Origin of the sequence: Cysteiniphilum sp. JM-1 (assembly GCF_008711525.1) — a bacterium.
GTDB lineage: Bacteria > Pseudomonadota > Gammaproteobacteria > Francisellales > Francisellaceae > Caedibacter.
The window spans coordinates 38688-53191 of the sequence record NZ_VXKS01000017.1 but is presented as its reverse complement, the minus strand read 5'-3'; the positions used below and the strand labels follow the sequence as shown (position 1 = coordinate 53191).

Genomic DNA, 14504 nt, shown 5'->3' with positions numbered 1-14504 from the left:
CACTAAAGCCTGATTTAGCAGCGCAGCCAATCTGGGTGAGTTTATCTTCTTGTCTGAGTTTCATGTATAGCTTTACCTGTTCTGTTGTGACTCGTTTTCTTGCCATACCTTAATCTTAACTATCTGCAGCTTTATTGATTAAGGAATAGCCTACATGATTTAACCGGCAATTCTAGTTGTCGTGACCGGTAAAGCTAATTGTCACCTAATAGTGTCATTGGAACTCTCAAGATAACTAGATGAATATTCCATAAACTCTTCTTTATTGTTATTCATAATTATTTTTGACTGAGGGGAAGGTAAATTAAAGTTTTCAGAAAAAGACTTTAGTACTAAATTTTCTTCTGAACTCACAGATTTTTGCCTAAAGTTTGCTGCATTAATACTTAAGTTCTTGTCATTAGTTTGTTCTTGCGGAATAACAGTATCTTTCAAATCTGCAATAAATTTTTCAAGACCTATCTTGTGATCCGACAAAAAAGCATAAAGCGGCATAAGTGCACGATGAACTGCAAGATCATTAACTTGTTTGTTGGAATCCTTTAATGGATTTAGCTTATTTATAAGAAGACTATCTTTATACTCAGAACATAATTCATAAAGAATCACTTCATAACTATCGAGATTTTTTAACAGCATTAAAACTTTATTGTAATCATTTTTATCGCTTGCCTGTAATGCTTTAATCAATGGAGGCGTTAGCTTGCTAATATTTTTTGTAGCTTGCATCTCTGAAAAACGCTCAACTTGATTTACATTAGTCTTGCTATAATATTTTTTTTCTAAGTATGACTGATATTTTTTATATGTCGAATCACTAATGCCCATTAGATCCATTAAAGATAACATTTTACTATTATATAATCTCGTAACTTCACCTTGATCAGCATATTCTAATAAATGCACACACTCAAATTCTTTAGGGATTCCTTTTAGCGTTATATACTTTTTGTAATCTTGCTTCGCTAATATATCCTTAAGATTTTTTAATGTCTTAGGTGCGAAGCCAGATATCTTTGTATTTCCTGTGGTAGCCTTAATGAGGTCTTGCAAATTATTTGATGCTATGAGACTTTGACGTTTGTGATGATCTAATGAAAGTTTATTTATTAAGTCATTCTTTATTTTAATAAAAGTGTCATTGACCTGTTTTTCTTTATTTTTATTCTGTGCAACATTATTTTCAACACTGTTCGCATTTATTGTTAATTGCTTAACCTTGCAGTCTTTTAACACTTTATTAATCTGTTCAATAACACTTATGAGATTATCTAATGTTAACTTTTCCAACTCCTGCTGAATAGTATCTATTAGTGTCGCTCTTATCTCTGTCTCAATGTTTTGATCATCAATATGTTTATTAATATGGGATAATAGCAACGATTTCTGTGCATGCAGTTTTCTATTATACTGTCTTGTTTCATCGCTATACTTTGTCACCAATTGTAGCGTATTTACTAGCAATTCATAATTATGCTTTTCTGCCAGTTTCTCTAAATAGGGGAGATTAATCACTACGCCAGGGAGAATCTCCTGATATAGTAATGGCATAATCTCATCAAAACCAATCACAGTATGTGTTTTCCCCTCCGACCCAGATCTTGCAACACGACCAATTTCTTGGATATATCTTTCAACAGCGCCTTCCATATCCTCCTTATTTGGATTGAAGTAAGTCTTTAGCTCATTGACCTTGCCTGCAGCAAAATCCGAACCTCGATTGAGTACTGAAGTAATTAAAATAAATTTTTTATTGGGATTAGCCTCTTTAACAAAATCAATTGCATCTTGATTTTCTGCATGACGTTCATGTTCAGTACCCGCTGTACTGCCATGAAATTCTTTAACTTCATACTTTGTATTTAGACCCTTCTCTTTTAGCAACTTATTTAACAGTTCTCCTTCATCTGCATTACGTACATGAATGATTAAGTTCTTATCTTTTGTTAAAGTAACTATTTGCTTAAGAATGATTTCATTTGCTTCATCTCTCTGTTTATTTATGTTTCCCTTATGATAACCAGTTATATAAACCTCGGACTCGCGCTTTGATGGTTCAAACTCTGGAAATTCAATATGCTTCCCCTTATTGTTATCAACAATTGGTGATCCTGTTAGCCCATAAACTACCTTGCCTTGTGCATATGATGCAAAAGTATTAATAGTCTCAGGATCATTAGGACGAATCATTCGTACTTGTAGCGAGTTTTCGCCATTTTTATTCAATAGCTCTTTATTAATACGAAGTCTTAAAATCAAATCAATCTCTTTAGTAAAGCTCATCCCTACCTGAGGCATATTATTCTTCATTGGAATCAATTGAGCATATGCCTTACCATTAAGTTTCTCGACATTTTGTGTATCAACAACATAAATATTACGATTATCATGGCTAGGTATTAATGACTTTGTTTGTATAATTGCACGACACAACTCACGAAATCGTGTCAAATCATTATTATTTAATAGTGTGCTCAAACTATCTGTAACAGCTTTTTCTGCAGAACTTGATTGAACTTCATTGAGTAATTTTCTTGTATCAATAGATAAAATATTCTCTTTAACCTCTTGTCTATCAACAAAATCTATCAAAACATTGATCATTTGCAAATAATGATCTTCATAATCCAAAGGCTTGTCACTTGTCCCCAAATAGTACGAGCTGTCATTAATAAAAATATCATATTCATCAACGATAACCGTTGTATCAATCGGTTTTTGATTAACCTTTAGTTTGGCATCTGCCGTAATCACATTAAGCGCTGTACCAAAGTTTATACCGGTAACTTTCTCGTTGCTCATATTTTTATCATTTGCTTCTTTCGTAACAAGATTAAAATTAACACCCGCACTTTCATAAAAATGCTTAAATTCATCATAATGCGCTCTTGCAAGCGACTCTGTTGTCTGAATAATATCAACAGCAATCTTTTTGTTCTTTGAGGCTAGAAAAGCTGCCATTACCGCACTAATAAGCGATTTACCTTGACCTGTTTTAACGCTGTTTTGAATTACCTCACTTGGTTTTTCATTCAAAATCAAATCATACACCAAGACCATTAGCTGTGTGTCCCGCAGAAAATGTCCCCGATTTTGTGCTTTATCTGCAGATTTATCTCTATATACCAATACATTTAAGATAGACAATCGCCAAACATCTGGTATGTGATCATCATGAAGCAGTTTTTGCAACCTTGCTGTTGGATCAAGCTTAAAATGATTAGTATATGTCTTAACCTCATTAAGAATGGAACTCATAAGTTCCTTTTCATTTTTTAATAATCTAAGCTTTTGACCAAGATCTACAATATTATCTATCTTTTCTGAGACATTAGAAAAACCTGCTGCAACAGTGTCAATACCTTTAATCTCATCCTGTTTTAGCTTGCCAGAATGGTCAATATCAAAGGCTAAATCTAATTTGTGTTGCAAGTCATTTCCTGGGCGATTTATAATATCTTGAAGTCTTATAGCCGATACATTATATTTTTGGCACTGTCTAGCAAGCTCTGCTAAGTTTGTCTTGTTTATCAAGCTTCCATATATATCTTTATATTCATTAACTGCAATATCCTGATTAGTGTTAATAGCCTTATTGCTGTTGCTTACAAGCACTTCTATAAATCTAACGCCGTCTTTTGTTAAGAGTTTATGATCAACAGTATTTAAAATATCTAGAGTTTTCTGTAACTCTGCTGTTTTTTCTTCAACTGTTATTTCCTTTACTGCCTGAGGAAACTCTAATTCTTGGCAGCAACTAAGTAAGAGCTTCGATTGATCTGTTTTTAAACTTTCTAGTTTATATTGACGTAATTTAACTACTAGCCGTGGATCTGTAAGTTTCTCTTTTGCTTTATTAACTATTTGCTGTTCGACGCCATTTCTTCTTAACTTAACAATGATATCTAATGTTGCAGCTTTAATTGTTTCACTTTTTATGTCACTTAAAAACGTATGATCTTGCCAATACGCCAAGACAGATTCAAGTGAGTCAAGTACAAGTTGCTTGTTTTCTTTAGACAAGCTAAGTAACATTTCAATGTTTTTAATTTCGCCTAGCTGTGATTTTAAATGATTAATAGACGGATTTTTTAAGTTAGCAGCTGCCAGTAATAACAGTAGATCATTATAATCACCCTCGTTATATTGATCAGAGTTTGGCTTAGGTATTTCTGTAATACCCATTATTTCCAGTAATACAGCTTTATGGGCTTGCTCGCAAAGCATTATACAAGCGCCACGTATATCCTTTGTTGTAATAACTTCTTCTTTATTGACTATGTGATTTACAATTCCCTGTGCGATTTCTTCAATAAAAATATTAGCGAATTTAAAATTCAATTTCTTTATAATCCGCTCCTTGATTACTTCACTAGCATCTTCCCTTCTTCCTTTAAAAGTAATTTCATCAATGTTAAACACATCAAGTATTTGATCAACAGCATTGAGCTTAATTCGCTTAAATTCACTCACAATTTGATCAGTGTCTTTTCGTGCTAAATCAACTATGAAGTCATCGTCAAATAATTTTAGTTCTGCTTGACTTGTAATCGCATATCTCATTAAATCACTAATTTTTAATTTAACGAGAAAAGCATCTAATAAGTTATCGTTGTATTTTTGGACAAGCTTAATTAAAGGATTCTCTGCATCTAAGTTTGGCTGTTTTAAGGATAATTCTTGGTTTATAGCACTATGCAATTCATCTACTAGCTGCTTAAAGCTAACGCCAGCGGTACTCAGTTGTTTTACTATAATGACACTAAGGTTATTTTTATCTACTTTATTCTTTGCAAGCTTATCATCTACTTGCTGCATCCTAGCATAAATTGCCATTGCATTTGTCTGTGACTCGACACTTTTTAATAACTTATTTATTAACTTCTTATTAGACTGATCAACTTTGTCAAGCGCAGTTAATATTAACTTTGTTAATTGTGGTAAGCCACTTAGCCTCTCAGATATCTCGCCGTCTATATCAGATTTTATAACACTACTATCGATAACATTTTCTTGAGCTGATTGATAGTTAAATGACAAGATTGGTTTGCTTTCTATTAATGCATCAATCTCTTGTTCACTGGCTATATTTGATTTGTATTGACGGTAAACAGATAAAATTTGCCTAGGATAGTATATTGATTTGTTAGTACCACGCGTAAATAATTTCAAATGGTCGAGCATCTCATCATTTATTTCACCATTTTTGTATAACTCACCAAACTCATGATACCAATCAAGTGGTAATTTAGTGAGATATTTTTTTTCTAAATCTGTCTCTATATTTTTTCCACTTATGTCATCTACTAAATCCATTTGATAAGTTTTTAAATAAGGGGATGTTTCTTCACCATAAATCGCCAAATCAATAAACTTTTTTAATAACTTTGTTCCAGCAGCATTTTCCTCAACATAATTATAGGAAGCTTGAGAAAACATTTGGTTTTGATAATGCTTACGCTCCAACACAATGTTATTTTTTATATTGTTATCTCCTGTATTAGAGATATCTAAAACCAGATTCTGATCACCAAAACCATCAGTAGTTCTTTTGATTGCAATATTTTGAGGTAGTTTATTAGCATCTAACCCCATTAAAAATGACATAATCTTATTTGTATCTGTTATTTTATTGAGCGCATTATAAAGCCGTTTACTTATTGATTTTGCCTTGGTATTACCAAACGGATAATTATATGCATATACAGCGCCATCTTCATCATTCTTAAATTTAGCATACAACAGCTGCTGTTGCTGTTGCTGTTGCTGTTGCTGTTGCTGTTGCTGTTGCTGTTGCTGTTGCTGTTGCTGTTGCTGTTGCTGTTGCTGTTGCTGTAAAGTGAAATTCGCATTATTATTTAATTCAATCTTAATAATCTTATCATTTATTATTTTATGAGAAGTATCTCTAGCTAATGCTAGTCTCTGACCTTCGGCATCGTTAATATATACATTTTTTAAACTAGCCGCAAATGAACCTAAAAATTGAAAAACACAATAATTTTCATTAATCTGATCTTGGAATCTTTTAAAGTAACGGACTATATATTCATTATTCTTAATATAATGACTTAATTCGGGATTTTGAGGTTTCATTTTCGTTAATTGATTTCTATATATTTCGCATAAATTATCATAATCATTAATTTCAAATAAATATCTACTACGTGGCTTGAACATGTTAGTCGAAAACTTTAGTAACTCTTCAACATCATTAATCTGAACTACATTTTCAATGTATCTCCCATTGTTAATACTAATCTTGTATCTTATTTCGTTACTTGTCATGGACTCCATATTGCTTTTTTCTCCTAGCCGTTTTGATTATTACGTTTTTACTCTATCGTTATCAGATGCTTAACCTCATCAAGATAATGTGAAACCTTACTATTTGTCTTTACCACTGCAAAACGTTAACATCAGGCTCTATCATAGCCTTTGTACGTTTATGACCCTTCAAAAAAATAATATCAATATCAGATTTAAACTCTGGTTCAGATAGTATCTCATTACTTCTTTTATGCCCTTTAAATGTAACCGTCCCACTATTTGAAGGTAATGCTATCTCTCCCAATATAACAGCATTTCTTTTGTGATGTACTGGTAAAAAGTGATAGCTATCAGAACTAATCTTAAGCTCTCCTTCATTATCAACTTCAGCACTTTTTTGCATTTCTGTAACATAATCATGTGCATATTGACCATCATATACAATTGCTTCCAAGATACATCGCTCAAGCAATCCATAACTCCCTTCCTTAGCAGCTTCATTTGCTGCGTATTTATAAGCATTTGACCAATGATTAATTGGCGCAAAACCAAGCTCTGCATTATCTAGTAATAAATTAACCAAAACTCTAGCAACCTTACCATTACAATTATCAAAAGGATGTATTTTAACTAAATCAGTATGCATTTTTGCAGCTAATGAAACTATTTGTTTTAACTGCTCACCTGCATCTTCTGATTTTAAATTAATCGGTTTAATAGCGCCCATAATATCACGATACCTTACAATAAACGTTGACATGGCTGCGCCAATATTAGCTGCTTTAATACCATAGTTTTTTTTACTGACTCTATAGATTCCAGGATTTAATGGATCTTCCCTATTGATAGCATTATCTAACTGTAAATATTTATTAATCTGCTTAATTAAACTTTCAGTCAATCCTTGAGTTGTTAATACTGTTGTAAATACACTACTTACTTTTGTAACTAGATGATCTTCTAATTCACCAGCAACATATGTCCCCTTACCATTAGCTGTTTCAAGACTTTTCCGATTTGGTTTTGCTTTAGTTCCACCGTGCCTAAGGCTGTAAAATAATTCATCAGCACTTAATCCTTGACCATCAATTATAGGAAAAATCTCATATTTATCTGGATGTGCTCTAATTATATTTAAGTGATCTTTCATGTCTCTGAAAGTGATGGTTTCGCTTCCTTCAGTATTTATATTTTTTACTTCAAATTCTTTGATTTCTCCACGATATAGAGCCTCTTCTTTCAAAAAAGATACTAATTTAGCATAAAAATAATCATAGCTTTTACATTCAATACATTCGTCCTCATAAATAATACTATCATCTTGCTTTTTTTTATAACCTGAGATATTTAAAAATACTGGCATAGCAGTCCCTTTTTAGCTAGTTGTGTATTCGCATGACCGTGAACGGTCAATTCTTATTGCCATAGACAATTTTTTCAAGACACAGTGATAATCTTCCAAATTGAGTAGATACATCAACTCGCTAAAACTGATTGCTAGGTGTTGAATTTCCATCATCAGGTTTATTACCACGAAACATAGTTACTAGACTGACTTTTGGCTTATCCTTCAATTCATCTTTAGTGTTATTTTCTGTATTGTTTGTCACGATGTTTAATACGGGAATATGTACTTCATTATCACCGCGCCCATGGGTTATACCTGCTCCAGTATTAACTAAAGCATCTTTGCCAAACATAACTTGCAGCTCACTTAATGACTTTTTATTAACTAGAGTATTACCTTCGCTAACTGTTTTAATATAAGCCGCTGGTTTTCCTAGCTCTTTATTCAAATTATCTAATTTAGCAAATGCTGGATCGAATATTGTAAATTGTCCGTTCAAATTAGCGCCTTGCTCTTTAAGCCAATCGTTTACTTTTTTAGAATCTTCCGTTGTAAATTGACTAAAGGGGCTGACAGATATTTGGGTATCTATTAAAAAAGGAAACTTGTCTTTAAAATATTCAGTGAATTTTTTACATAGATCTGCACTAAAAGATTCACTATCACTCCAAAAACCACCACCCAATGCATAAGAGATATAAGCTGTTTCTATATTGCCAAATCGTGGAAGTTTGGTATCTTTGATATTATTCATATATTTCTTGCCACCAATAAATTCAGCTCCTAGAAACTTTATCATCTGCGATAACCCTTGAGTATACAGTCCACAAGGTTTGATAAAAGTACCATCTGGATTAATTCCACAAAATGGAAACCAAGTATTTGCCATATATGAGCTTTGACCACTAGAGCAATAAAAAGGATATCCATTTATCACTGTAATATCTCGATATATCTCGCCACCTTCCCCTAACTCCTTGTGGGTAATTTTTGGTATTAATATATTTTCTTTTCCAGCCATGCTGGTCATGTTTTTTGATTTCGATTGTGATTCCATACTGCTTTCCTCTTTTATATTGATTACTTCTAAATTGTTATATAGTTAACCCACGGTCAACCCACATATTCTTTCTGTAGAACTTCATTTATAAAATCCAGATCATTGACTCATAATATTCTGCATATCTATTAATAATTTGTTTTTACGATGTCCTATAAATAACCGACCTTGACATCCTGACAGGGTCCAGAGTTGGGGGCTAGCATCTTATTATGAATTAATAATGGAGGTTCAGAGTGACATGAAGTCCCGGAGTTTAGGATCACAGTTTGGCAACGTACGGACCCTTCATAACTCCTAACAAAATCTAAGGTTTTGCTCTTATCCGAATTAATAGTAATTTTCAATCCATGATCCTTATTAATATCAACTAACCTTAACTCTACGTCTAATTTTTCAAGTTGCTTTTTAAATGTTTCATACACACCACTTTCTTGTGTAACGGCATTGGCTGTGATGAAAACTCTTTTATTTAAAATAGGAGAAAACACAGTGATACCATTCATAAGTAATGCTGTTGCTCCTAAATCACGAGAATCTCTACAATATGGTGAGTCAACTTGGTTGAGTGAGCTGTCTTGTTTGCGATTATTATAAAATGTGCTACCAAGAACCAATGATACTTCAAACCCTCTTTTGATTAATTTATTTTGTATAACTTCAATAATGGATTTACCGTATTGCTCATTCAGCTTATCAAAGGTATCTTTTATTTTTTCAGCAAGTCCAACGTCTTTTGGAGCACGGAGACCTGGATCATAACCAAAGTAATCTTGAAGACCGTCTTCATAGTCAATATCTGATGGAACTTCAAACGTATTTATAATAAATTGCGATTTTCCTAAATAAGACATTTGAAGATCCAAATGATAAGTCCATTGGGGCAAAATAATTATATCTTCTTTGTTTATACCAAGAGAGTTTGCAATTAGTTCCTTGGCATATGCTCTAAGTTTGATGAATTTTTCATCAAACTTATTATTTATATAAAAGTTTGATTTAGGGAGGTTGATTTCAGATAAATCTGGGTTTGACTTTAATAAATATGCACAAGTATCAAGAACCGCATTTTCACCAATTATGATAAAATTTTTACCCTCTTTGTTAACTGCTGAAAAAACATTTCCCCCTTCGAGAACAACGCGATCTAATTTTGAAACTTTTGCTTCACCCACAGTTTCAAAGTCTGTTGTTTTGGTTTGTGCTGTGTGTAATTGTCGATTTGAATATTTATAATAACCTCTTTCACTGTGTGTAATATAACTCAATATTTCATCTCTTTGTTGCTTATAGTCCCCATTTATATTTTGTGTGTAAATCTTATTTTTAATAGGTAATAATACATCCCGCAACCACCATGTTTGGTTCTCAATAGTGACTGGAAGCACCTTTAAGTTAAAACCTAACTCTTGAGATAAAGACATCAACGAGTCTAAAAAAATTGAGTTTGCACCAATAACAACTTGACCATTCTTATTACAAATATCTTCTAGCATCATACCCCTCACTAAGAGATTCAAAACTCACCACTTATGATGATTTCGTTTTACTGATTCGTCATTTTTGTTTATAACAAACCCTATCTATCAAACCCATTACTCATAAAGTGAGTCAGATTACTCTCTGCATCAGGTCCTTTTTGCAAATACTTAAAATCAAGCCAGTATTTATATTGACGCTGATCATTATCTTTAAATAACTGATGAGGCTTATTGATTGCATTATGATAATTTTTATTACTCTGATTCATAACTCATTTACTCCACAGCAAACACTAAGAAACAGTTGTAATATGTTGCTGAGCATTGAGTATTTGCATCTTTCCTGCATTTTTAGCACCATGCAGGCTAATAACCACTAAAGCTGCAACAAAGCCTGTGATCAATGCCGCATTAATCCATTTATAAAATCTAGATCTACTCATAATATTCTCCGTATCCATTAATAATTTGCTTTTATTTTTATAATGATAAAAGCTACTTTCATAGCATCAGCATATGTGATTGCCAAAAAATCTGAATACGTAGAATACGTAGGCTAAGACTAAATGCTCACCCACAAGTGCTCACCGTACCCTGAGCGTAAGTCGAAGCGATGCACTGAGCATCAGTCGAAGTGGGTAACTTGGGAAAATCATACTTCACAAAGGCTTCGACTTACGCTCAGCCACCGCTTACACAATCAAAGTGGGCAGGAATATGGTCATAGCCAATACGTGGCAGTAAATATTACACTATTTTTCCAAACTGCTTACTTTTGATAAGTTACTTATACAACTTTTTTGCTGCATCATGGTTAGCCTAGGCTTTTGAACCTTTCCCTCACCAATACCTTCCTTTAAGAAATCTTTTAAGCACTTATGCATTAACATCAATTCCATATTATCCAAGCTTAAAATCCGAACGTCTTGATCTAAGGCGTTATGCCACAGCAAGTGCTTAATTGAGTCAATCTTAAAGCCATTATCTAACCAATGATGAAAGATCATACCAGAACCAAGATAGAAACCAACATGGCAAAAATCTCCTCTTTTGTTCAAAATAATTATGCTGCCAACACTATAATGATCAATCTTTGATTCATCATATACCTCACTATATTCAGAGGAGAAACTAGATGATAAAAAATACATCGGTGAATTTGCCTCAAGCTTGGATATATCCATAAGCTCTACAAGTCTTTGGTTATATATAATACTTGCAAATGAGTATTTCTTAAGCTTTAGCTCCAAATAAAATATTGCTAGATAAACAGCATCCCAACAGTTGGCAGGTAAAAAACCATAAGGCAGTTGAGTATTCTGTTTACTTGAGAGTAATTGAACTATCTCTTTTTGTGTCCCTCGATACCATTGAAGCAAGCAAGATAACAATGCAGCAATAATGATTGTTTTTTTGGCTTTATCTTTTGAGTGATTTTCAATATATTTAAGCAGAATATTGTCATTAAGGGCTTGATAACAATATTTTTTATCTATCTTTAATATCGCATCAACATGATTAACAAGCTTATTTTCATTTCTGTTAAATAAAATTTGATTTATGTGATGCTGCAATAATTTATATTTATTCATATTAATGCTCTGGATAACGCTTGTCTAAAAAATAACTCACAGCAACAGTGGCAAGCACAATCACCAAACCCAAAACAGTCAGACCTAAACGTGACAATACCGAGGTGTTTAGCCATGCATGATTGCCTAAAGCCAAAACCAAAATAACTGCAAAGGTAAAGAAAAATGTATAACTTCCATAATGCTGTCCAAGGCTGATGACGTATATATAGCAACATAGCAAGAGTAATACTGTTAATAGCCATAATGAGTCAATGAAGTGAATAGCTGAAAATGCGATGATACAGCCAAAAATCGTCCCCATAAATCGGTGTTTAACAGTTTGCATAGTCATTAAGTGACTATTTTTATACATTAAATATACTGTCATAGGCAACCAATAACCAAATGGTAAATGATAGTAATATGAAATACTATTAGCAATAACAACACTGACAACTAGCTGCATGGCATAACGTAAATGCCCACGTGTAAAAATAACCTTTGGCATTAAAAAAACTTTTTGCTCGGGCATCTTTCGATAGCGCGATGGCGGGAAAATGGTTACTTGAATCCACAAAAGTAGTGTGAATATGAGCGCTGCGACAAAGGTCATTCCACCTGTTATTGCCGCAACTTTTATATCACCTGCTAAACCGGCGTAGATAATATAGACATTGGTAGAAAGCAAAATACCAACACTAACATGAGGCGGTTCATCCTTAAAGTAAGCAACTATAATAAGCAACAATACTAATACTAGGGTATATGCATAAATATTATAGAAATATAAAAATGATGCTAAAAATCCGAAAAAACCAAAAGAAAAACCAACGATAACACTATAAATGAGCTTAATGCGGATATGACTTCCAAATAGCTTCACCATGTATACATTAATGAGCATCACACTCAATATCGAGCTTAGAATATATAAATTATGCGGCTTAATGATCACCTGAAGTATTGCAAATATTGCAATAACGCTAATTGCAATCGCTGCATTGATGTGCGCCTCAAATGTGTTTGTGAAAAAATGGTTTAATTTTACTGCTTTCATCAATTTATTAACCTGCCTAAAAACAAACTATAACAAGGGATTAAGATCGGTTGTTAACTATAAGGTATTAATTGTGTATACGCTAGTTGGTGTGTCAATTTACTCTATATATTTGTCACAAAAATTGTAATACGCAAATTACGTATGGTTTGAGATTTTCAGTCTTATATGATGTCTTCATTTATAAGCATAATGGACGAAAATCATGCTCAATGACACCCCCGCAGGAACAACAGGATTTGATGAATTAGCACATTTACTTAAAGAGCTTGCGCCATTATCTGGCTTTTTATATACCTTTGCTGCGATGTCTGGCATTGTGCTGCTTATTATGGCATTCGTGCGTTTAAAACACTTATCTAATCCACAACAAGGCTATTTTCGCTTTTCACCACTTTCGACAATGCTCTACTTTGTCTCCGGGACTTGTCTTATTGCGCTACCTAGTTTTGTAAAGTTGATTTCTGGCACCTTTTTTGGTGTTGGTAATTATGAAAAAACATACGCCCAATGCCTTAATATCGATAGCTATAACACACCATCTGCTAAAGCCCATATCTGTGATTTTATTAATCACTTTTCATCGCAACAATCTCAGCAGATGATGCAGGTACTGCTTGTTTGCCTTGCGATTATTGGAATTGCTGCTCTTATTAAAGGTACAACCATGCTGATTAAAATTGGTGAAGGACAAGAGGGACATCTTGGACGGACATTTGCACATATCATCGCCTCTGTTTGTGCATTAAACTCAAGCTTTGTCTTTACTGTTTTACAACATTTAACTAAATAGTTACTTTATATTGCGATAAAAAACTAAAAAGTCATTCCAACAAATCTATCAACGCCATCTCAATATATGGATATTCAAACATAAACCCTTTTTCTTGTAAGTATTTCGCCGAGATATTATGTGATGAAAGCAGCAGTTCCTTACCCATTTGTCCAAACATTAATCTTATCAACCATTGCGGTAAGACTAAGTAGCACGGTTTGTTAAGTGTTTTTGCCAACGCCTTAATAAACGCTCTCTGGCTACAGGCATTACCCGAAGTAATATTGATATTAGTATTTATACACTTTTGCTCAAGGATAAAAACCATTGCCCGACACAGGTCATCAATATGTACCCATGACATCATTTGCTGACCATTGCCAATTATGGCACCCAATCCCTTTTTGGCTGTTGGTAAAAGCTTGTCAAGCATGCCACCTTTACCAAGCACGACACCAAAGCGCACAATGGTTTTGCGGCGTAAACGCGCGCGATTGACCACCGCCTCCCACTGATTCACAACATATTGACAAAAGCCGCTATTTGCTTTCGTTCTTTGGATAATCTGTGTTTCATCCTGTTCTTTAACAGAGAAGGGATAAAAGCCAATCGCACTGGCATTAATCAACCACACATCATGATCAGCGATGAGTTTAATCAGGCGCTCAGTTGGTTCAACCCGACTGTTTATTATTTTGTCTTTTATTGATTTGCGCCAACGCTGCTCCCCAATACCAAATCCACATAAATTAATCACTACGTCAAATTGTGTAATTTTTATCGTCGTGAGGTTCTGCCATGTAATACATTCATCAAAACCCTCGATTGTTTGCATTTGACGACTTAATAATGACACCCAATAGCCTCGTTTTTTAAGATGATGAACAAGGTTTTGACCAATAAACCCTGATCCTCCTGCTAGTAAAATTTTCATTTTTC

10 protein-coding genes are annotated in these 14504 nt (G+C 33.5%); 1 reads left to right on the top strand and 9 read right to left on the bottom strand.

Annotation, left to right across the window (positions count from 1 at the left end; translation table 11 throughout):
* Window positions 1-201 precede the first annotated feature (201 nt).
* The 8 genes from F3D68_RS08370 to F3D68_RS08345 form a co-directional block, all read right to left on the bottom strand.
* The gene (locus tag F3D68_RS08370; RefSeq protein WP_151193991.1) at window positions 202-6297 is read right to left on the bottom strand and encodes a DEAD/DEAH box helicase; all 6096 of its coding nucleotides are present in this window, start codon (window positions 6295-6297) and stop codon (window positions 202-204) included.
* A gap of 100 nt (window positions 6298-6397) precedes the next feature.
* Window positions 6398-7633 carry a Fic family protein gene (locus tag F3D68_RS08365; protein WP_151193990.1) on the bottom strand — a complete coding sequence of 412 codons (1236 nt, stop codon included), beginning with the start codon at window positions 7631-7633 and terminating at the stop codon, window positions 6398-6400.
* Between the two features lie 121 nt (window positions 7634-7754).
* Window positions 7755-8675 (bottom strand): hypothetical protein, encoded by a 921-nt coding sequence (locus F3D68_RS08360; protein ID WP_151193989.1) that lies wholly within the window; start codon window positions 8673-8675, stop codon window positions 7755-7757.
* 155 nt (window positions 8676-8830) lie between these two features.
* Window positions 8831-10177 (bottom strand): hypothetical protein, encoded by a 1347-nt coding sequence (locus F3D68_RS08355; RefSeq protein ID WP_151193988.1) that lies wholly within the window; start codon window positions 10175-10177, stop codon window positions 8831-8833.
* A gap of 80 nt (window positions 10178-10257) precedes the next feature.
* Entirely contained in the window at window positions 10258-10428 is a 171-nt protein-coding gene (locus F3D68_RS11280; protein WP_191092764.1) for a hypothetical protein, read from the bottom strand.
* Window positions 10429-10452: 24 nt separating this feature from the next.
* Window positions 10453-10602: a hypothetical protein gene (locus F3D68_RS11275; RefSeq protein WP_191092763.1), complete on the bottom strand. Its 150-nt coding sequence runs from the start codon at window positions 10600-10602 to the stop codon at window positions 10453-10455.
* Window positions 10603-10911: 309 nt separating this feature from the next.
* Window positions 10912-11751: an NlpC/P60 family protein gene (locus tag F3D68_RS08350; RefSeq protein WP_151193987.1), complete on the bottom strand. Its 840-nt coding sequence runs from the start codon at window positions 11749-11751 to the stop codon at window positions 10912-10914.
* A gap of 1 nt (window position 11752) precedes the next feature.
* The gene (locus tag F3D68_RS08345; protein ID WP_151193986.1) at window positions 11753-12790 is read right to left on the bottom strand and encodes an FUSC family protein; all 1038 of its coding nucleotides are present in this window, start codon (window positions 12788-12790) and stop codon (window positions 11753-11755) included.
* A 205-nt stretch (window positions 12791-12995) separates the two neighbouring features.
* Here F3D68_RS08345 and F3D68_RS08340 point away from each other — a divergent pair, with 205 nt between their 5' ends.
* A complete protein-coding gene (locus F3D68_RS08340; RefSeq protein WP_151193985.1) occupies window positions 12996-13583 on the top strand; it encodes a hypothetical protein in 588 nt (195 codons plus the stop codon).
* A gap of 31 nt (window positions 13584-13614) precedes the next feature.
* On the opposite strand, the gene F3D68_RS08335 is transcribed toward F3D68_RS08340, so the two are convergent.
* On the bottom strand, window positions 13615-14499 hold the full coding sequence (locus F3D68_RS08335; protein ID WP_151193984.1) for a TIGR01777 family oxidoreductase: 885 nt from the start codon (window positions 14497-14499) through the stop codon (window positions 13615-13617).
* Window positions 14500-14504 lie beyond the last annotated feature (5 nt).

Bases quoted from the DNA above. Each gene is read 5' to 3' on its own strand.
- F3D68_RS08335 (WP_151193984.1), bottom strand. From the start codon at position 14,499: ATGAAAATTTTACTAGCAGGAGGATCAGGGTTTATTGGTCAAAACCTT.
- F3D68_RS08370 (WP_151193991.1), bottom strand. From the start codon at position 6,297: ATGGAGTCCATGACAAGTAACGAAATAAGATACAAGATTAGTATTAAC.
- F3D68_RS08340 (WP_151193985.1), top strand. From the start codon at position 12,996: ATGCTCAATGACACCCCCGCAGGAACAACAGGATTTGATGAATTAGCA.
- F3D68_RS11275 (WP_191092763.1), bottom strand. From the start codon at position 10,602: ATGAGTAGATCTAGATTTTATAAATGGATTAATGCGGCATTGATCACA.
- F3D68_RS08360 (WP_151193989.1), bottom strand. From the start codon at position 8,675: ATGGAATCACAATCGAAATCAAAAAACATGACCAGCATGGCTGGAAAA.
- F3D68_RS11280 (WP_191092764.1), bottom strand. From the start codon at position 10,428: ATGAATCAGAGTAATAAAAATTATCATAATGCAATCAATAAGCCTCAT.
- F3D68_RS08355 (WP_151193988.1), bottom strand. From the start codon at position 10,177: ATGATGCTAGAAGATATTTGTAATAAGAATGGTCAAGTTGTTATTGGT.
- F3D68_RS08365 (WP_151193990.1), bottom strand. From the start codon at position 7,633: ATGCCAGTATTTTTAAATATCTCAGGTTATAAAAAAAAGCAAGATGAT.
- F3D68_RS08350 (WP_151193987.1), bottom strand. From the start codon at position 11,751: ATGAATAAATATAAATTATTGCAGCATCACATAAATCAAATTTTATTT.
- F3D68_RS08345 (WP_151193986.1), bottom strand. From the start codon at position 12,790: ATGAAAGCAGTAAAATTAAACCATTTTTTCACAAACACATTTGAGGCG.